Source organism: Nocardia sp. NPDC051030 (assembly GCF_040683015.1).
GTDB lineage: Bacteria > Actinomycetota > Actinomycetes > Mycobacteriales > Mycobacteriaceae > Nocardia.
Genome location: NZ_JBFBCD010000006.1, coordinates 257669 through 276733 on the forward strand (window position 1 = coordinate 257669; position 19065 = coordinate 276733).

A 19065-nucleotide genomic window follows, 5' to 3' on the forward strand; every position below is an offset into this window, starting at 1 on the left:
GCGGATCGTATTTGATGGAACCGACGACACCCGGCTTCACCGGCGTTGTCTGGGATGCCAGGCAACCCGAACAGCTGGCCCGAGACCTGGTGAACGGGGCCGGCGCCGTGCCCGCCGCCGAGGCGGGTCTCGCATGGGGGCGCTTGAGCGCCAGTTTCGGCGCGGCCGCCATCGAGTACGAACGCATTCTCGAAACCCTCGACAGCGCTTGGGAATCGAAGAACAGCAAGCCGTTCATCGAACGCATCAAGGCGTTGCGGGATTGGCTGGTTACCTCGGCCGGGGCGGCGGCATCCAATGCGGCACAGGCCGAAACACACGCTGCCGCATACGAAATCGCTCGACTCGCCATGCCGGATGCCGGTGATGTCGAGAAGATGCGGGACATGCAGAAGCTGCTCGAGCAGCTCGGGGCGGCCCTCGGTGCACCCATGCTGGCCAAGGTCGCACAGGCCGACACCGACGCCGATGCGGCGAAAGCCGTTGCGGCGCGGGTGATGACCACCTACGAGGCGGCCACCGAACCGCTCTCCACGCCTTGGGAGCAGCAGGCTCCGCCCGCCGTCACCGAGGGGCTGGTCACGACGGTGGAGACCACCGCACCCGTCGCGGAGGAGACCGCGCCGAGTCTGGCATCCCTGGGCGGGCTCTCCGGGTTGAATCTCGGCGGGATCAGCATCGCGCCCATCAAGACGGAACTGCGCGTCCGCAATGCCGAGAACAACACGACCACCACCACGGAACAAGTTGTGGTGCAACCGGTCACGGTGCAATCGGGGGGTTCGATGCCCATGGCTCCGGCGGCAATGGCCGGTGCCGCGGGCCAGTCCGAAGAAGAGCACACCCCGCGCTCCAGCCTCGGCGGTTCGCCCAGTGACGCGGAGCTCGGATTGACCTCCGGCATGCAGGTCGCGCCCGCCGTGCTCGGCGGTCTGGATCCGAATGCGCAGCGCCCGTCGGTCGATATCGCGTTCAATGCATCGAGTACGGGTTCCGAAGTCGCGAAGCCTGCGGCCGCTACGACCGGTGAGGAGGTGACGTCCCCATGACCACACTCACCAATGACGGCGTGATGGTGCTCGCCGCCCAACTCGGCGTGCAGACCTTGCCTCTCGTGCTATCTGTTGGGCCCCAACAGGAGTCGCATCGCGAATGGCGAATAGCGCAGGAACGTGCACGAGCCGAACTCCTCACCGCCCGACTACTCGACCGCCATGGTGATGTCGATCCCGACACCGCCGCAGCACTTTTCGTCCTGGCTCAACCGGATCGTGAACTGGCAGCGCGCATCTTCACCAGCGAAGGCCAGGTGCGAGTCTGCATCGCCCGCCGGGGCGAAGAAAACGTCCTAGCGGTCCGCCGCGGCGACCACCTAGAATTCCACTCCATCTGGGCAGACGGCTCCGGCGATTCCCTATCCCGCCCCATCCTCAACGCGCTGTCCCCCTGCCCGCCCGCCGAAGTCTCCAGCTTCAGTGCCCTCTCGGCGGACCTGAGCGAACGCTTCAACACCGCAATAACTTCCGAGGATTACACCAGCGCCGTCTACAGCCTCGGCGTCCCCGACACCGACGCCATCGCCTACGGCCTCGCCCTCTCCTCCTGCCACGCCTACGCCGAAGTGGTGGCCTACGCCTACACCGACGGCGTCACAGACCGATCCCCGGGAGCCGTGGTGGTGTACGACACCACACGAGGCCGCATTGTGGCCGCCCCGGCGATCGCCCCGGACCAGCAACTCTGGTCCACCCTGACACCGGGCAGCGATCACCGTATCGCGCAGTCGATCTCGGCACTGATCGAGTCGCTGCCTGGGGGGAGGTGGCTGTCGTGATCCGCACGTGACCAGGACAGCTGATCCACTCCCAAACGGGTGCTGCGCCAGCCGCATTACCCGCTCATCCCGCAAATAGGCAGAGACAAAGGTACATACGATGGTTGCATCAGCACATGACGTTGCCGTAGCGGCGCAAGGCAAAATGGCCGACGTTATCGCCTCGATCAAGTCGACCCTGAGCAAGGTCACGGACGCCGTGGACGCGGCGAAGGTCGGCTTCCAGGGTGAAGCGGCGGGCGCGTTCCAGACCGCCGCCGCCAACTGGGACACCGAAGCCGCTCGCCTGAACGGCCTCCTGAGCCAGTTCGAGCAGCAGGTCGGCCAGGGTACGGCGACCTTCCGCTCCCTGGAGTCCGAGAACGAGTCGGGCTTCAAGCAGCTCACCAACCTGGCCTGATTGAGGCGTCAGCCTCGACTTACCGACACCTGACGAAGGATCTGACATGCTTTACGACCCCAAAACCATGAACGAGCTGGCGGCCTCCCTCAAGGAGAACTTCGGTCAGCTGAAGGTCATCGCCGGCGATGGCGACCCGAACAGCAGCAGCGACCTGCACGACGCGACGCAGCAGCTGACCCAGGCGTGGACCAACGAGCACACCGGCGACGCGAACTCCGCGCTGACGTCCTTCAACGCCGTGAAGGCCAAGTGGGACGCCGAGTACAAGGACACCCTGCACACCCTGAACGCGGTGGCCTCCGAGGTCGAGAATGCGCTCGGTCGCGCCCTGGGCGCCGACCAGAAGATCGGCGACGGCTTCGGCGGCGTCTAAAAAGCCGATCGAACTGTTCGATACAGCGCATCCCTCTGTCGCAGAGGGGTGCGCTGTTGTCGGAACATCGCCCAGTAGTCTCGTGCCCGAAGTTCTCGGCCCGACGGAGGATTAGTTAGTGCCAGCCCAATTGACCACCCGTGCCCAGGTCAATGGGTACCGCTTTCTTCTGCGCCGACTGGATCACGCCTTGGTTCGTCGCGACGTGCGCATGCTGCACGACCCGATGCGGGCGCAGTCCCGGTCGTTGATTTCAGGTGCGATTCTGGCCGTCCTGGTGGTGGCAGGCTGCGCGATTCTGGCCTTCATTCGCCCGCAGGGCTCCATCGGCACGGCGAATATCGTCATGGGAAAGGACAGCGGCGCACTGTATTACGTGTACCGCGACAAAGACGACAAGAACAAGATGACCCTGCATCCCGCGCTGAACTTGGCTTCGGCGCGGTTGCTCGCGGGCAGCAACGAGACCCCGAAGTCCGTGAAGGACTCGAAGCTCAATACGGTCCCGCGCGGCACGATTCTCGGAATCCCCGGTGCGCCTGCGGCTTTGCCCGGCACCGGTCAGGGCGATCAGTCGCAGTGGACCTTGTGCGACTCGGTCCAGCTGTCGTCCACCGGTGGCGCGGCGTCGTCGGCAGGTTCGACGACCACGGCGATCGCGGGTGACCTCGAACTCAGCGAGCGCGCCAAGCAGGCCGATGCGAATTCCGCGCTCTACGCTCGCAAGGGCGACAAGACATACCTGATCTACAACGGCAAGAAGGCCGAGATCGACCAGCAGAGCACCGTCATCGCGCGATCGCTGAACCTCGCTGGGCAGCGACCGCGGCCAATCACCACCGGCCTGCTGGATGCGGCGACCCAAACGCCCGCGCTTACCCCGCCGACGATTCCGCAGGCCGGTGAACCCGGACCGGGCAAGCTCAGCACCGTACCCATCGGTGGTGTCATCCGCGTCGCAGCTGCGGGCGGCTCCGGTAAGTCCGAGCTGTACGTGGTGGTTTCCGAAGGCGTGCAACCCATCTCGGCATTCGCCGCACAGGTGATTCGTAATGCCAACTCCCAAGGCATGAGTGAGATCAAGTCGGTGACACCGGACCTGCTCGATGGCGTCGCGACGGTGCACCCCCTGCCGGTCGATGATTTCCCGAGCGAAGCGCCCAAGATCATCTCGGCAGAGGACAGCCCCATCGCCTGCATCGAGTGGTCGAAGTCGAGCGGCGCGGGCCGGACCGAGCTCGACACCACCGAGGGACCGAGTGACCGTGCCGCAGTCTCACTGATTGTCGGGACGCGGCTGCCGCTGCCCGCAGCAGCGGTGCCTGTGGCGCTGGCGACGGCCGACAAGACCGGCGATCACATCGACGAGGTATATGTCCCGCCGTCCACTGGCGAGTTCGTTCGCACCACCGGGACCGAGCCGGGCAGCTTGCGCCGCGACAGCCTGTTCTATGTGGCCGACAATGGAATCCGCTACGGCATACCGGACCTGGAGACCGCGCAGATTCTCGGACTCGGCACGAAGCCGCATTTGGCCCCGTGGGCGATCGTGGGTGAGCTGGTTGTCGGCCCCACCCTTTCCAAACAGGATGCTCTGGTCAGCCGCGATGTTCTTCCGACCGGTCGCTGAGGCCGGTGCACCTGCTCGGGCACGGTGAGCGGTCCGACGAGGGTGACTATTACACTCTGCTAACAAAGTGCCGCGTTATAGGCATCCGGTATCGGTCGGGGGAGTAGTAGGACGTGTTGTTCGACATCGGTCGGCGCCCGCATGCGCGCGCCGCAGTAGCCGCCGTCCTGTCCGCGCTGGCGTTGGTGACCGTGTCCTGCGGGTCCGAATCCGACTCGGACACCGGGCAATCGGTGGATCTCGCCAAACTCGACGTCGGCAATTACCCGACGAAGCCGCAACCATGGGAACCCAAGGACCGCACCGAAGCGGCCCGGAATCAGGAGGGGTTGCGGCTCGGCGACATCATGCCGGTAGGTGAGGAGATCGATCCGGCGCTGAAGATCCCGGGCGCAACCCGCCCCTTCCTGAAGGCCGCCAAGCCCACGGGCGGCACCATGTTCAGCTGGTTGAACACGAGCGAATTCACCAATAACACTCCGGGATTGGTGGCCGGATTCGGAGCTGCCGCCGAATCCAACCTGGACCGCGAGATCTCCACCAGACTTTCCAACAATGTTCTGCTCTTCGACAGTGACGCGGCGGCCGCATCAGCCGCATCGGCATTGGCACGCAGTGGATTCGAGAAGAGCTCCGGCGGCCCCGCCCAAACCCGGTCGACGCAGTACCCGACCGCGTCGGTGATGTGGTTGACCGAGTACCAGGTGCTCGCCTCCTGGTACGCCACCGGCAGATTCGTCATCGTCGAGGTGGTCGAGGAGCACACGAACGTCCTTCTCAAGCAACCGGATCAGACACCGCTGCTGGCGCTGGCCGATAAGGCCATCAGTGTCACGGCCGACCGGCTGAAAGCCTTCCAGCCGACTCCGAAGGACAAGCTGGCCGACTTGGCGGTGGACTCCGAGGGCATGTTGCAGCGCTCGCTTCGCACTGCCGACGCCACCTTCACGGGAACTCTGGATGCTCACGGAGCTCTGCACATGGCCGACGGGCTCGATAGCAGGTCCAGTGCGCTCTATGAGAAGACCGGCGTCGACATCGTCGGCTTCGGTGGCCGGGAGTTGTTCCGTGCGAGGGATTCCGCGGCCGCTGCGACCCTTGTCCGGGAAAGCACGACCAATCGGGTTCTGGTCGCGGCCGAATCACCACCGGAGCTTCCGCAGGCCCGATGCGTCAAGTACCGCGGGCCCGTCACGTCCACCGTCCCCTACTACTGCAATGTCTCGTACGGGCGTTATGCCGCCCGAGTGTGGTCCGACCAGTTGAAAGACGCACAGCAGCAGATCGCCGCACAGTACGCGATTCTGGTCAACAGCAAGTAGGGGCGGACATGAACAATATTCGTACTCGGCGCATGGCATTCCGGAAGAAACTACGTCCCCTGATCGCCGCGGTAGCGGCGGCCGGTGCCATGGCAACCGTTACCGGATGCGGTATTTCCGGAAGCCCGGCCGCGAGTGAGGCCGATATCCGGAAGCTCGATGTCGGGAGCTACCCGACCGATCCGCTCGACCTTCGAACCTTCTACGAGCACTCGACTCTCGGCGGTCGGGCCTTGGCCATCGGGAGGTTGGCGGGAGCTACCGCCAATGGCATCGATATCGATCCGAAGCTCAAATACGGATTGCGGACGAGAACAATCATCTCGTCGTCCTACGCGGTAGACGTCCTGGCACACGGAATCGAGCCGATTCTCGACACCAACGGCATGATGTTCGGCTTCTCCGCCACCAGCAGTACGCATCCGGTGCTCGATTCCAACTGGGTCGATATCCCAAGCACCATCAACGCTTTCAACGGTGAAACTCCGGACCCTGCGGCGGACAGCGTCAATATCACCGTCTTGCAGTTCCCTGATGAGCAGCGGGCGCAGCAGGCAGCCGAACAGATCGAGGCAGCCGACTTCGCGGTCGCTCCTGACGAGAATGTCGCGGTGCCGCTGGCGAAATACCCCTCCGCTCGATCCCACTGGCGGCCCGGTGTCCCGTCGCTGGGATCGGCCGTGGCGCACGGCGCGTACGTGATCAATGTGTATGTGCAGCAGCCGACCCCGGATCTGGCCGGGCTCCAGGCATTCGCCGAGAGGGTGTACGGCGCGCAGATCCCACTCCTGGACCAATTGCCGCCCATGAATCCACGGGAATTGCTGCTCCAGGACTACGACCCAGACTTGATGATGCAGCGAACTCTGCACCCCAACACGGTTATCGGCCCGAAGGCGGGCAATGAGCTTGTTCACACGCCGCGCGCCTTCCTGCACTTCATGTCCGATCAGAGCGTATGGAAGAAGCTGATCGACGATGGCGGCGTCGACCGAATCTCCTTGGCGGCGAAGGGCGCGCTCTTGCTGCGTGCTCGCGATGCCAGGGCGGCCACCAGCCTGTGGTCGAGCTTCAAAGCGCCGGAAGACAAGCCCGCGGATCAGCCGGCAGGCGTGCCCGACGTGTTCTGCACCGAGAATCCGAATCCGAAATCGGTCGACTTCTCGGACGCCTGGAACAACAACGACCGCTTCTACTGCACGATCCGGTATGGCCGCTATGTTGCCCGCGTCGCGGGTGCGCAGCTGAAGGACGTGAATCAGCGTGCGGCGGCGCAGTACGCGTTGCTTGCGAAGAGTCAGTACCTGTAGGGGGAACCGATGACCATCGGCATGGGTAGCGTCGTCGGCGGCTATCGGATCGAGCGGGTGCTCGGCACCGGGGGAATGGGAACGGTCTATCTCGGTCGGCATCCGCAGCTCCCGCGCTGGGATGCGATCAAGGTGCTCAGCGGCGAGATGACGATCGATGAGGAGTTTCGGGCTCGGTTCGAGCGGGAGGCGAATCTGGCTGCGGCTCTGGATCATCCGAATGTTGTCGCGGTGTACAACCGGGGCGAGGATTTCGGGCAGCTGTGGATTGCCATGCAATTCGTGGACGGCGTGGATGCCGCCGCGGCCATGCAGTCCGACCCGAGGTCGATGACTCCGTGGCGAGCGCTGCGGATCGTCACCGAGGTGGGCCGGGGCCTGGATCACGCGCATCGGCGGGGGCTGCTGCACCGCGATGTCAAACCGGCGAACTTTCTCTTGTCGGCCGGAGACGGCGATGAAGAGCGAGTGCTGCTCACGGATTTCGGGGTCGCCAAGTCGACCGAGGATGTCAGTGAGCTGACCCAGGCGGGTGGTTTCGTCGCTACCATCGCCTATGCCTCGCCAGAGCAGTTGAGTGGGATGCCGCTCGATCACCGCACGGATATCTACAGTCTGGCTTGTTCCTTCTACAAGCTGTTGACTGGTCAGAATCCTTATCCCTCAGTGCAACCGGCGGTTGTGATGACGGGCCATCTGTACGAGCCGCCACCCCGCGCCACTGCGATCGATCCTGCGCTCCCGGTAGCGGTCGACGAGGTCTTGGCCGTCGCCATGGCAAAGGATCCGGCGCGCCGATTCGATACCTGCCATGAGTTCACGGCGGCTCTCAATCAGGCTCTGCGCTACGGCACGTCGGATCTGTCCCAACAGACGGTTCCAGGTGGGACCGTGTCGCGGCCTGTCGCGCAATCGAATCCGGCGCCGAAGAAACCGCGCGCCCGCTGGTTCGCGGGTGTGGCCGCGGCGGCCGTCATTGCACTCGCCATCGGGGTGGGCATATGGGTTTTCGGTAGCGGAGATACCGCGGACACCGCAGCGTCCGCAGCGACTTCCTCGACGGTGGCGGTACCTGCCTCGGTGGCCGACGCCCGTCGCCAGAACCCGTCCTTCGACGGGAAGACCATTGCGGTCGTCGATGTTTCGGGCACGACTGGCCGCATGGCCGATGTCGAGCTGCGTCTGAAGCCCAGTGCGCAGACCCAGTTTCTGGAAGACCTCGGTTTCGTCTATCACCCGATCGGTGCTCGGCGAGGCAATGAAACCGATCTGCGCGCGGTCGACGTGGTCACCGTGGCGGAAACCTCACTGACCCAGATCGATTCCGGCTACCTGCTCGTGCTGCGTAGCGACACCGGCGCGGGCGGCGGCGGCATGACGGATCTGCCGTCCGCCATCACCAACCGGAAAGCCACGGTGGTGGTCGTAGACGATGCCTCCGCGGTTGCCGCACTTCGTAACTGGTCGGATCGCTCCGAGCAGGTCCTGCTGGAGAAACTGCTCCCGATTCTTCGTCAGAACGTCAAGTAGCCACTGAGGGCTACTTCACGCCCTTGCGCAGGATGGGGAGCAGCTTTTCCAAGAGGATCTTTTCTGATTGGTCTGTCCACTGGCGGAGGGCGGTTACTGCTGTGGGGTCGTCGAGGATGAGGACTGTGGCGGGGGAGCTGGCTATGGAGGTGGGGAGGTTTACCAGGCCGCCGTTGCCTGCGGCGGTGTCTGAGCGGACTGCTAGGACGTAGCCGTTGGCGGTGTTGGTGTTCATGGCCTTGTAGAGGTCTATGGAGTCGGTGATGGGGCGGGGGTTGGGGTCGTTGGGTTTGGCTAGGAAATTGGGGTTGTAGGCGAAGCCCAGGTCTTCCAGGAAGTTGGCGGTGGGGCCGGGTTTCAGGGTGATGGATACGGTGGCGGAGGTGCCGCTGGTTCCTGAGATATCCACGACGACAATCGTTTTGCCGGAGAACGTGGGGTTTTGGGTTCGGGCTTCCGCTGCTGATTTCGGGGCGGAGGAGGGGTTGATGGCTGTTGGGGTGGATGAATCGTCTTGGGTGGCCCACACTCCGATACCGGCGGTCAAGGCCAGAGCCGCGGTGGCGGCTGTGCCGATCAACCACGTGCGTCTGCTCACGGCAGGTTTCGCGGGGGCGATGGGTGCCTGAGCTGGTTGGGAGGCGGGGGTGGCGGGGTCGGGGCGGCGGTGGGGGACGGTGTGCATGGACAGGCCCGAAACACCGTATTCAAGTGCTGATTTCAGGGCTGAGGTGAATTCGTGGCAGGACTCGAAACGGTCTGCGGGGTGCTTTGCCATGGCTACGGCGAGCACTTCGTCCAATGCGGCGGGGAGTGAGGGATCGACGGCGGTGATTCGGGGTGGGGGCTCTTGGAGGTGGCCCATCATCACCATGGCGGGTTGTGTTCCGGGGTACGGGTTTCGGCCGGTGGTGAGGCGGAAGAAGGAGCAGGCCAGGCTGTAGATGTCGGCTCGGTGGTTCAGGGGCTGGCCGGACAGCTGTTCGGGGGAGGCGTAGGCGATGGTGGCCACGAAGGTGCCTGCCTGGGTTAGTTCGTTGGTGTCCTCGGTGGACTTGGCTACGCCGAAATCGGTGAGGAGGACTCGCTCTTCGTCGCCGTCGCGGGAGAGGAGGAAGTTGGCGGGTTTGATGTCGCGGTGCAGGAGGCCGCGCCGATGGGCGTGGTCGAGGCCGCGGCCGACCTCGGAGACTATGCGCAGGGCACGCCACGGTGTCATGGAGCGGGGGTCGCGTTCCTGGGCCTGGGCCGCATCGGTGCCGTCCACGAACTGCATGGCGATCCATAGTTGGCCATGGTCTTCGCCGCGGTTGTAGACCGAGACGATATTCGGATGGTCGAGGGTGGCAGCGAGATTCGCTTCGCGTTCGAAGCGGGACCGGAATTCGTGGTCGGCGCTGTATTGGGTGCTCAGTACTTTCAGGGCGTCCCAGCGCGGGAGTTCTGGATGCTTGGCCAGGTATACAGTGCCCATGCCGCCCGCGCCGAGTACCCGTTCGATGCGGTAACCGCCGACTACGGCCCCGAGTCCGATGCTCATCAACGATTCCTTACAGGTACTGGGCTTTGGCGAGCAGTGCGTATTGAGCGGTGGCGCGCTGCTGGGCGTCGGCGAGTTGACTGCTGGCGACTCGGGCTACGTAGCGGTCGTAGTGGAGGGTGCACAGGTAGCGGTCGCTGTAGTCCCAGGCCAGGATGTTGCTGGAATTGCTCGATTTCGGGTTTTGGGCGCAGGTGACGCCGGGGACGCCGGGTGGGGCGTCGGTGGAGGTGGGGATGAGGGCGTTGATTCCGGACCAGAGGGTGGTGGCGGCTTCCGCGTCGCGGGCTCGGAACAGTAGTGCGCCCTTTTGGGTGGTGGAGGTTTGGTCCACGCCGTTGGTGTCGAGGAGTTGTTTCCAGACACCTTGGTCGGCAACATTTTTCAGGTAGCCGCGCGGGGTGCGGGTGACCTCGTCCTTGCTGGGGTACGGGTAATCGCCGGGGTGCAGGGTTCGGCGCAGCATGTTCTGGGGGTCGTAGTCGAGTCGGAGGATGTCGCGCTGGGTGAGGGGCGGAATTTGATCGAGGAGAGGGAATTGAGCGTCCAGGACCTTTCCGGCGAGATCCTTCAGCCCATCCAGTTCGGGTTTGGGCAGCTTCACGTACACGCTGACGACGTAGGCACCGCGGGACTGGATCGCGGCCAACGTCGGAACCCCCGGCCGCCAATGGGCCCGCGCGCTCGGATGCTTGTCGAGGGTGACACGGGCATTCAGGTCGGGAGCCACGTCGAAGTCGGCGGATTCGATCTCCTCGGCCGCCGCTCGCGCCCGCTGCTCGTCGGGGAATTGCATGACCGTGGCATTGAACGTGGTGGCCTCCGGGTCGCGCTCCCAACCGCCGAGCGGACTGGCGTTGCCGGAATTATCGAAATAGAGAGTGTCGAGCCGCGGGCGGTCGCTGACCGACGCCGAATAGGCGAGCACCATATTGTTGCGGTCCAGCGCCGGTTTGGCGGCCGTCGCGATCGCGTAATCGGTGCTCGGCTGGGACAGCGCGGTGTAGACGAAGCCGGGACCGACATCCGCGCCGATGACCACGGCATCGGACAGGCGCGCGACGGCCAGCGCTCTACCGTAGGAGACCGAATGCCGGTAGGCGCCACGCACATCGATCGGATTGGTCGGATAGTTGCCGACGGCCAAGGTGCGCACATCGATTTCACCGGCCGCCGGACTTCCGGCTACGGTGCCACAACCCGCCAGCGCCGACGAGGCGAGCGCGATACTCAGCGCGGCGAATACCGCTCGGCCAGTACGGCGGCCAAGTCTCGAGTTCCTCACGACTCCCCCTACTTGTCGTTCGCGAGGATGGCGTACTGCGCGGAGATCCGCTGATACACATCCTGCTGTTGCTGCGACCAGACCTCCGCCGCGTACCGCCCATAGGTGACGTAGCAGTGGTAGGGGAACTGATGGGAGTCCGGGCCTTGATATTTCACGCATTTGGCGACCGGCAGACCCGGCGGCGACTCGATCAGGTGCTGGAACCTATTGGCGGAGACCGTGTTGAGATAGGTCTCGGCCGCCGCCGCATCACGGGTCCGAACCAGTTCTCCCGCACCGTGACCGATGAATTCCACCCCGGTCTTCTCGAACAGCGCCCGGCCCTTGTCCGGGTCGTCCACCGTGTGCAGAGCCCCGCGCCGGTCCAGCGCGCCGTCGAAACCGAACGCGGTCTGATCGCCGGACGGACGGAGCAGCGTCAGCCGGAGCATGCCTTCGGGGTCGACCGGGAGAGCGGCGAGCTTGTCCTGAGCAGTCGGCTCGAACCCCTTCAACCGCTCCGAGATGACGGTGATCGCCTTATCGGACAAGGTCAGTAGCCCGTCCAGATCCGATGCGCTCAAGGACATGTTCTCGTGATTTCCGACCACGCCGCCGATCAGAAACTTCCCGGTGGGATACCAGAATGCGAGCTCCTGGAAGTCCGGAATCCAAGTGATACGAGCGCTCGGATACTTGGCCGACTCCGCCGGAATCCCTTGCCGTGTATCGAGCTTGATGCCGGTGAGCGCGGTCGCGGCGGCCGTGGCCGAAGCGTCGCTGCCGAAGATCATGACGGCGTGCCGCAGATCGTAGGAGATATCGCGATCCTCGTCCGAACGCGCTGCGCCTGCGAAGCCCGCCACGAAACCTGGTATGGCGGCGAAGAACTCGGGAGCATCGAACGATTCGAAGGGTGAATTATTGAACGACTGGGCATCGACGAAGGGGTGCGCGCCACCGGAATTGTGTGTCAGCGCCGGATCGACATCCTGGGGCAGCGGAACGACGTCGGCGAGCCGCAGCGCCTCCATATTGCGAGCCATACGCTCCGGATTATTGGCGACCAGATCCTGCGGTTTAGTCGCATAGCTGCCGGTGTCGAGCTTGCTCAGGTCAGCGGAAGCCCGCACGGTCGCTTCGGATTCCGACCCGCATCCAGTACTCCACAACACGGTTATCGCCAGCGCCGCAGTCAGAGCGGCGCGAAGTCGCGCCCGGCTGGACCGCCGCCGAACATGGTCGTACAACAATTCTCGCTCCCCCCTCGCCGACACCCGATTGCCGGTGAGCTGCTCTCCCAGTGTGCAGAGTGTACTGGCGAGCCTGATTTACATTCGCGCCCTGTCGGTGTGGGCCGGTTTCTCGTTGTGCGCTGGGGATTCGAGGAGATACTCTCCGCTTGTATTGCGGCAACTGGTCGGTCTGCTCTGTGAGCGGTTCACGACCTGAGTGGGGACTGGGGGCGGACCGGTGGGGGTACGACGGAGGGCGCTGGCGGTAATTCTGCTGGCCATGACGGTGGGGGTGGTCAGCTCCTGCGATTCTGGATCCGATGCCACGCAAGCGGATCCGGTGATCGATGTGAGCAAGCTCGATGTGGGCAGCTACCGGGCGGAGCCGAAGGATTTCGCGCCGAAGAACACACAATTTGTGGCACGTGTCTTCGAAGCGGAGCGGATGGGGCGGGTATTGCCGCTGCCGTCAGAGGTCGACCCGACGTTGAAGGTCAATCGAGACGACTGGACGCACGTATTCCTCGCACCCGATGAAGCTCATACCAGCCCTATGTACGCATGGCTGCGGAAGGACGGATTCGCCGAGGACGCCAAGGGGTTCGTCGCCGGTTTCGCGGCCACGGGACAGACCGGCGAAGACGTGAGAGTGTCCGATACCGAGTCGACGTCGGTGCTGCTCTTCGAATCCGATCAGGCGGCGACCGCAGCGTCCGACGCCCTGGCACGCCGCGGCTGGAATCTCACCGCGTATGAGGACGGGACACAGGTGGAGCCGGCGCGGTCCGTCATGCACCCCGACGCCGTGACCTCCTGGGTTCCCAGTCAGCAGATGCTCGCTTCCTGGTACGCGACAGGCAAATTCGTCATCGTGGCGATTGCGGAGAGCGAGGAGAATCGCAAGCTGAAGGTCTCGGATCAGAGCAGGCTGCTCGCTCTGACCGATCGCGCCATCACGGTCACCTCTGATCGGCTGAAGTCATTCCAGCCCGCCCCGCCTGATCAGCTGACCAGCGTGCCGATGGATCCCGATGGCATGCTGCGGATGTCGCTGGAGCGGCCCGACGGGGACTCGTACCAGAATATGCCGGGCGTCTACGACCTCGCGGGATACCTGCATTTCACTCGTGACCCCGCGAAGGCGAGATCCACGTACGAGAACTTCGGCATCGATCGCGTGAGTTCCTATGGCAGCGAACTGTTCCGCACTCGAGATGCCGCGGCGGCCAAAGACTTTCTGGCAACCGAATTGGTGGACAAGTTCAAGCGTCACGCGGAATCCCCGGCAGGCCTGCCGAACGCACGCTGCAACCAGTACCACGGACCCGAGGGGAAGTTGGCGACGCCGTTCTACTGCTATGTGGCCTTCGGCCGCTATGTGGCCATGACCTACGGCTCCCAGCTCGCCGATGCCCAGCAGCGGATTTCCGCCCAATACGCGATTCTCGCTCGAAGCGCATAGGCGGCAATCATGAATCCCTACCGCAATTCGCTCCGCCGCGCCGTGCCCGCGGCACTGGCCATGCTGACCGCCGCCCTGCTCGGCGGCTGCGGCTCGACCGTCCCCGGAACGACCGTCGCCGCCGAGATCGACGTGCGCACCCTCGATGTCGGCAGCTTCCCGACCGAGCCGCTCGAATACCGCACCGCGTACTACGCCGACACCGACAAGGGGGCGGAGCTGGCCGCGATGCGGCTGGCCGGATACGTTCCCGACGGCATCGAAATCGATCCGAACCTCGCGTATGGGCGGTACGCGAAGGCTATCTGGTACCCGTCCCAGCTGAGTTACCTACTGGCCGAGGTCGATACGCCGATTGTCGAACGCAACAATATGTTGTTCGGTTTCGCCATGTCGGCCGCTTCGTCGGCGACCGGTGGGGGCCGCATGGTGCAACACGACGTCAACACCTATGACGATCAGAAGCCGCCCACAGATCAGACGAGCGTGAACCTCACCGTCCTGCAATTCCCGGATGCGGAATCCGCGCGCCGGTCGGCCACCGAGATCGAGGCCGCCGACTTCGCCGTCGCGGCGGACGCGAACACACCGGTTTCCTTCGATGCGTACCCGGACGCGAAAGCACACTGGCGGCAGGGCATCCCGACGCTGGGATCGACCATCGCGCATGGCAATTATCTGGTCAATGTGTTCGTCACGCGGCCCGACTCGGATCTCGGCGCGCTGAAAGAACTGACCCAAAAGGCGCTGGCCCTGCAACTGCCGCTGCTCGATCAGCTGCCGCCGCTATCGGCGCGGGAGGTCCTGCACCTGGACAGCGACCCGCAAGCGATGCAGCGCCGGACGCTGCATGAGGATGGCTACATCTCGCCGGATCTCGAAGAAGAAGCCACCTTTACGCCACGAGGTTTCCTGCATACCGTTGAGCAACAGGCGAAATGGCGGCAGATGACCGATGCCCGCGGGGTTGATGCGATCGCTCAGATAGCGCGCGGTGCACTGATGTTGCGGGCTCGGGACGGCGATGCCGGTTCGGCCTTGCTGGAAGACTTCCGAACTCTGGCCAAGGACAAGATCGACGGGCCGCCCGGCCTGCCCGATGCGTTTTGCCAGCAGTTTCCGCCCGAGAGCGGGAGCAACTTCTACATCTGCACAGTCCGCTACGGCCGCTATGTCGCCCGCGTCACAAGTACTCAACTACAGGATGCGCAGCAGCGCGCGAACGCGCAGTACGCACTCCTCGCGAACAGCTCATGGATGTAACGCGGGGTGAATCATGAGCCTCGGTCCGGGGGCGGTGGTCGGCGGGTACCGCATCGAGCGGGTGCTGGGCGTCGGCGGAATGGGGACGGTGTACCTGGCCGGACACCCGAGTCTGCCGCGCCGGGATGCCCTGAAGGTGCTCAGCGTGCAGTTGAGCCAGGACCGGGAATACCGCAGCCGCTTCGAACGGGAAGCGAATACCGCTGCCACACTGGATCATCCGAACATCGTCTCGGTGTACAACCGCGGCGAGGATCACGGGCAACTGTGGATCGCCATGCAGTTCGTGGACGGCACCGACGCCGAGGCCGCGAGGAAACGCGATCCGCAAGCCATGACTCCGGCCCGGGCCCTGCGCATTGTGACGGAGGTGGGCCGAGGGCTGGACCACGCGCACCGGCGCGGCCTGCTGCATCGCGATGTCAAGCCGGCCAATTTCATGCTCTCCGAGGCCGGCAGCGAGGAAGAACGCGTGCTGCTGGCCGATTTCGGCCTCGCCAAGTCCGCCGAGGACACCAATGAGCTCACCCAGACCGGCAGCTTCGTGGCCACCATCGCCTATGCCTCACCCGAACAGCTGTCGGGGGAACAGCTGGACAGGCGCACCGACATCTACAGTCTGGCCTGCTCGTTCTACAAACTGATCACCGGGCAGAACCCCTATCCCGCGACACAACCCGCGCTGGTGATGATGGGGCATCTGTCCGAGCCGCCGCCGCGCGTCACCGCCGTCCTGCCCGACTTACCGGCCGCCCTCGACGAGGTGCTGGCCGTCGCCATGGCCAAGGACCCCGCGGAGCGATTCGCCGACTGCCACCAGCTCACCCAGGCACTCGACCTGGCGCTCAACCGTGGGGTATCGCCGCTGTCGATGCGGACTCGGCCCGGGTCGTTCGCTACGCCCGTCGCTTCCCGTGCCGCCGTCGCATCGGCCACACTCGCGAAAAGGGCTGTCTGGCAGCGATATCGGACAGTGGCCGCTGCGGCTGGCGTGAGCGTGGCGCTCGCCGCCGGGATCGGCGTGTGGGCCGTGCGCGGCCACGAATCCGTCGCGTCGTCCCCGACGCAGCAGACACCGGCCACGAGCGCAGCCGCCGCACGATCGGTCGCCGAGGCACGCCAGCAGAACCCCGTCTTCCTGGGTAAAACCATTGCGGTCGTGGATATTTCAGGCGAAGGCGGATGGACGGCCGGTGTCGCCGTTCACCTGAAGCCCAGTCCACAGGCCGCCTTCTTCGAGCGGCTCGGCTTCGTCTACCACAACAGTTGTGTGCGTATCGGCGACGAACCCACTCCGCGTCCGATCGATACCATCCACCGCACCGAACCGAGTGTGCTGAGCCAGATCGAATCCGGCTACCTGCTGGCCGTGCGCAGCGATACCGCCGCGGGCGGTGGCGGGCAGCTGAATCTGCCGCCCGATATCCGAATCCGAAGCGCCACAGTCCTGATCCTCGACGACCCCACCGCCGTCGACGCACTGCGCAATTGGACCGATCATTCGGAGCAGATCCTCCTCGACAAACTCCTCCCGGTCCTCCGCAAAAGCGTCAAATAATCCTGCCTGCACCGGGAGGGGCACTGCCGTCGACTGTCGTACCCGCGCCGGGCGGCGGAGCGTGCGATTCGGCCGCAGGCTCACCGAGGCTATTCGGGAACATGTAGAACCGGACGGATATTCGTTGCGGTTCGCCTCGTTTTCGGGAGCGATCAGACTTCACATCCGCCGTCTGCTCGCGGAGTGCACCGTATCGGAGGAGTAGTTCCAAGTACTCGTCGAAGAAGCGGTTCAGTTCCTCGTGTGTGAGCAGCGGTTCGCTGCGGGAACCCTTCGTCCATGGACCGTAGCGCTCGGGGTGTCGAGCGACCGTGCCGAGCAGTGCCAAGTCCTGCGCCAGCTTCTGGTCCTGCCACGCCCCGAAGTGCACCCAGTCCTCCGTGTTGGTCTGGTTCGGCACGGGCCAGCGCAGATCGAGCGAACGCTTGTGCCACCGGTCACCGTCGCCGCGGACGAATCCCGCGGCCTCCAGTGTGCGCAGTTCGGAGACGACATCGGCGGGATCCGCATGCAGCCTTACCGCGAGGGACTGCACCGTGGTCGGATCCAGCGTGAGCGCTTGCATGATCTGCTGCCGAACAGGATTGGCGAGGACAGCGCGGGCCTCCTGCGCGGTGACGACCCGTGGTGGGTTATTCGCGGACAGCAGATAGCGGGCGCGCAGCGACAGGAACAGTGCGAGCGGAATCTCCAGGCAGACAGCCATCAGCAGACTGCTCCACCGGGATTCGCCCGACCAGTCGAGAACGACATCGAACCAAGCGTCGCAGAAGAGCAATGCCGCGGTAGCGATCAACACCGGAACCGCCGCGCGCCGCCGCCTGAACCCCAGCCAGGCGCTGGAACCCAGACCGGCGAGCAGCATGACGTCGAACCCCACCCATGCGAGTCGCCACTGGTCGGTGGTGAAGCCATCCGGGAGGTCGTGTGCGAGGAACACGGTCCAGGGCACGAGGACGACGGCTCCACCGGCAGTGATGAGCAGCAAGACTCGTCGATTCACCTCACCGAATCTATTGACCGACAAGCACTTCAGCCACCGGTATTCTCCTTGGCCTTTCCGGGAACCGGGCGGAGGGTTCGGCGGATGGCGTGGCGGAGCCACTGGTGGGCTCCGTCGGCTGTGTCTCCACCGGAGCACCCGTCAGACGCGTGCGATGGAGAACTCGCCTGCCCGAACGCCCGCGATGAAGGCATCCCACGCCGCCACCGACACCGCGATGATCGGCTGGGCAGCCGGATCGTTGCCCGGCTCACGCAGGTACTTGCTGTCGCGGATCAGGACCAGGTCACCGTCGAATCGCACTTCGACGCACGCCGCTCCGTGGTCGGAGTGGGCGGACTTGAACCAGCCGGTCGTCCGAGCTAGGGCAGATTCGGAAGCGCTCATGTTTCCACTCTAACTTCGCAGACCCTCCTTGATCAGCGCCAAAGTTGCTGCACGATCAATGGTTTGAGAGAGGGCCTGGTTGAAAGCGAAGCCGAGACTGCTCACAGAGGCCGGGTCCTCGAGGATTTCGCCACCCAGCGCGGTTTCCGACCACGCGAGGGTGGGGAGCTGCGGACTGGCGAAATCGAGTAGATGGTAGGTAGATCCGCCCAACGCGGTGCCCTCGGTGGCGGTGAAAGGGATCACTCGGATTTCGATCGTATCGGGGTGCTCTTCGATAAGGCGTCGAAGATGCTCCAGTTGCTCGCGGAGCACATCCGGGCCACCGGTCTGCTGAACCAGCGCCGCCTGGCTGAAGACGGCGGTGAGCTGTATCGGGTCTTCTTCGGTCAGGCGCTGCTGGCGGCGCATTCGCACCGCGAGGTGCTGTTCGACCTCGAAGGGGCGAATCAAGGCATTCGCGCCAATGATCGTGCGCGCGTACCTCTCCGACTGAAGCAGGCCGGGAATGAGCAGGCTGTTGTAGCAGCGGATGCTTTCTGCGCCGTACTCGAGACCGTAGAGGCGGGCCAGTTCGGGCTTGATGAGCGCCGGGTACTTCGACCACCAGCCGCGTTCCTTCGCCGCGGACCGTAGTGCGATCACCTCCGCACGTTCGGCCGGATCGCAGCTGAACAGATCGAGCAGACGTTGCAGCTTGTCCTCGGTCAGCATCCGGCGATCGGCGTCGACCTGCGACCAGTAGGGGCGCGAGATGCCGACGGCCTCGATGATGGTGTCGACATCGTCGATGCCGGTCAGTTCCCGCAGTCGGCGCAGCCGGAGCCGAAGTTCCCACCGGGCCACCGTGGGCGACGTGGGTGCCATGGGTCAATCCCCTTCCGAGTCCGGCTGTTTCGGATGTGCCGTCGCCTCAGTATGCCGAGCGATGCTCACTGCCTATCGCAC

Annotated in this window: 17 protein-coding genes; 11 read left to right on the forward strand and 6 right to left on the reverse strand. The window is 64.5% G+C overall.

Going from position 1 to position 19065, the window contains the following annotated elements:
- Nucleotides 1-14 precede the first annotated feature (14 nt).
- The 8 genes from AB0N05_RS22010 to AB0N05_RS22045 all read left to right on the forward strand — a co-directional run bounded on the left by AB0N05_RS22010 (nt 15) and on the right by AB0N05_RS22045 (nt 8402).
- Complete coding sequence (locus AB0N05_RS22010) at nt 15-1049, forward strand: PPE domain-containing protein (RefSeq protein ID WP_364697174.1); 1035 nt, start codon at nt 15-17, stop codon at nt 1047-1049.
- Nucleotides 1046-1834 carry an ESX secretion-associated protein EspG gene (locus AB0N05_RS22015; RefSeq protein WP_364697177.1) on the forward strand — a complete coding sequence of 263 codons (789 nt, stop codon included), beginning with the start codon at nt 1046-1048 and terminating at the stop codon, nt 1832-1834. The genes AB0N05_RS22010 and AB0N05_RS22015 overlap by 4 nt, the downstream gene beginning before the upstream one ends.
- A gap of 100 nt (nt 1835-1934) precedes the next feature.
- Nucleotides 1935-2234, forward strand: a complete 300-nt coding sequence (locus tag AB0N05_RS22020; RefSeq protein WP_364697180.1) for a WXG100 family type VII secretion target — start codon at nt 1935-1937, stop codon at nt 2232-2234.
- Nucleotides 2235-2280: 46 nt separating this feature from the next.
- Nucleotides 2281-2610, forward strand: coding sequence for a hypothetical protein (locus tag AB0N05_RS22025; RefSeq protein WP_364697183.1), 330 nt, complete (start codon nt 2281-2283; stop codon nt 2608-2610).
- Nucleotides 2611-2728: 118 nt separating this feature from the next.
- Nucleotides 2729-4240 carry a type VII secretion protein EccB gene (gene eccB, locus AB0N05_RS22030; protein ID WP_364697186.1) on the forward strand — a complete coding sequence of 504 codons (1512 nt, stop codon included), beginning with the start codon at nt 2729-2731 and terminating at the stop codon, nt 4238-4240.
- 113 nt (nt 4241-4353) lie between these two features.
- Entirely contained in the window at nt 4354-5562 is a 1209-nt protein-coding gene (locus AB0N05_RS22035) for a hypothetical protein (protein ID WP_364697189.1), read from the forward strand.
- 8 nt (nt 5563-5570) lie between these two features.
- Nucleotides 5571-6872: a hypothetical protein gene (locus AB0N05_RS22040; RefSeq protein WP_364697192.1), complete on the forward strand. Its 1302-nt coding sequence runs from the start codon at nt 5571-5573 to the stop codon at nt 6870-6872.
- A 9-nt stretch (nt 6873-6881) separates the two neighbouring features.
- The gene (locus tag AB0N05_RS22045; RefSeq protein WP_364697195.1) at nt 6882-8402 is read left to right on the forward strand and encodes a serine/threonine-protein kinase; all 1521 of its coding nucleotides are present in this window, start codon (nt 6882-6884) and stop codon (nt 8400-8402) included.
- A gap of 10 nt (nt 8403-8412) precedes the next feature.
- Here AB0N05_RS22045 and AB0N05_RS22050 read toward each other — a convergent pair whose 3' ends face one another.
- The 3 genes from AB0N05_RS22050 to AB0N05_RS22060 are packed head-to-tail and all read right to left on the reverse strand — an operon-like array spanning nt 8413 to nt 12462.
- Nucleotides 8413-9942: a serine/threonine-protein kinase gene (locus tag AB0N05_RS22050; protein WP_364697198.1), complete on the reverse strand. Its 1530-nt coding sequence runs from the start codon at nt 9940-9942 to the stop codon at nt 8413-8415.
- Nucleotides 9943-9952: 10 nt separating this feature from the next.
- On the reverse strand, nt 9953-11227 hold the full coding sequence (locus AB0N05_RS22055) for a hypothetical protein (RefSeq protein WP_364697201.1): 1275 nt from the start codon (nt 11225-11227) through the stop codon (nt 9953-9955).
- A gap of 8 nt (nt 11228-11235) precedes the next feature.
- On the reverse strand, nt 11236-12462 hold the full coding sequence (locus AB0N05_RS22060) for a hypothetical protein (RefSeq protein WP_364697204.1): 1227 nt from the start codon (nt 12460-12462) through the stop codon (nt 11236-11238).
- A gap of 220 nt (nt 12463-12682) precedes the next feature.
- Here AB0N05_RS22060 and AB0N05_RS22065 point away from each other — a divergent pair, with 220 nt between their 5' ends.
- From AB0N05_RS22065 to AB0N05_RS22075, 3 genes are read left to right on the forward strand one after another with little or no spacing between them, the layout of a single operon-like run.
- Nucleotides 12683-13906, forward strand: a complete 1224-nt coding sequence (locus AB0N05_RS22065; protein WP_364697207.1) for a hypothetical protein — start codon at nt 12683-12685, stop codon at nt 13904-13906.
- A 9-nt stretch (nt 13907-13915) separates the two neighbouring features.
- A complete protein-coding gene (locus AB0N05_RS22070; protein WP_364697210.1) occupies nt 13916-15169 on the forward strand; it encodes a hypothetical protein in 1254 nt (417 codons plus the stop codon).
- A 13-nt stretch (nt 15170-15182) separates the two neighbouring features.
- Entirely contained in the window at nt 15183-16727 is a 1545-nt protein-coding gene (locus AB0N05_RS22075) for a serine/threonine-protein kinase (protein ID WP_364697213.1), read from the forward strand.
- Here the strand turns inward: AB0N05_RS22075 and AB0N05_RS22080 are convergent.
- The 3 genes from AB0N05_RS22080 to AB0N05_RS22090 all read right to left on the reverse strand — a co-directional run bounded on the left by AB0N05_RS22080 (nt 16720) and on the right by AB0N05_RS22090 (nt 18984).
- The gene (locus AB0N05_RS22080) at nt 16720-17730 is read right to left on the reverse strand and encodes a hypothetical protein (protein ID WP_364697216.1); all 1011 of its coding nucleotides are present in this window, start codon (nt 17728-17730) and stop codon (nt 16720-16722) included. The genes AB0N05_RS22075 and AB0N05_RS22080 overlap by 8 nt on opposite strands.
- A gap of 141 nt (nt 17731-17871) precedes the next feature.
- The gene (locus AB0N05_RS22085) at nt 17872-18117 is read right to left on the reverse strand and encodes a DUF397 domain-containing protein (RefSeq protein ID WP_364697219.1); all 246 of its coding nucleotides are present in this window, start codon (nt 18115-18117) and stop codon (nt 17872-17874) included.
- Nucleotides 18118-18126: 9 nt separating this feature from the next.
- Nucleotides 18127-18984: a DUF5753 domain-containing protein gene (locus AB0N05_RS22090; protein ID WP_364697222.1), complete on the reverse strand. Its 858-nt coding sequence runs from the start codon at nt 18982-18984 to the stop codon at nt 18127-18129.
- Between the last annotated feature and the right edge of the window lie 81 nt (nt 18985-19065).

Coding starts and splice junctions, on each gene's coding strand:
- AB0N05_RS22010 (WP_364697174.1), top strand. CDS start 15: ATGGAACCGACGACACCCGGCTTCACCGGCGTTGTCTGGGATGCCAGG.
- AB0N05_RS22015 (WP_364697177.1), top strand. CDS start 1,046: ATGACCACACTCACCAATGACGGCGTGATGGTGCTCGCCGCCCAACTC.
- AB0N05_RS22020 (WP_364697180.1), top strand. CDS start 1,935: ATGGTTGCATCAGCACATGACGTTGCCGTAGCGGCGCAAGGCAAAATG.
- AB0N05_RS22025 (WP_364697183.1), top strand. CDS start 2,281: ATGCTTTACGACCCCAAAACCATGAACGAGCTGGCGGCCTCCCTCAAG.
- AB0N05_RS22040 (WP_364697192.1), top strand. CDS start 5,571: ATGAACAATATTCGTACTCGGCGCATGGCATTCCGGAAGAAACTACGT.
- AB0N05_RS22045 (WP_364697195.1), top strand. CDS start 6,882: ATGACCATCGGCATGGGTAGCGTCGTCGGCGGCTATCGGATCGAGCGG.
- AB0N05_RS22050 (WP_364697198.1), bottom strand. CDS start 9,942: ATGAGCATCGGACTCGGGGCCGTAGTCGGCGGTTACCGCATCGAACGG.
- AB0N05_RS22070 (WP_364697210.1), top strand. CDS start 13,916: ATGAATCCCTACCGCAATTCGCTCCGCCGCGCCGTGCCCGCGGCACTG.
- AB0N05_RS22075 (WP_364697213.1), top strand. CDS start 15,183: ATGAGCCTCGGTCCGGGGGCGGTGGTCGGCGGGTACCGCATCGAGCGG.
- AB0N05_RS22085 (WP_364697219.1), bottom strand. CDS start 18,117: ATGAGCGCTTCCGAATCTGCCCTAGCTCGGACGACCGGCTGGTTCAAG.
- AB0N05_RS22090 (WP_364697222.1), bottom strand. CDS start 18,984: ATGGCACCCACGTCGCCCACGGTGGCCCGGTGGGAACTTCGGCTCCGG.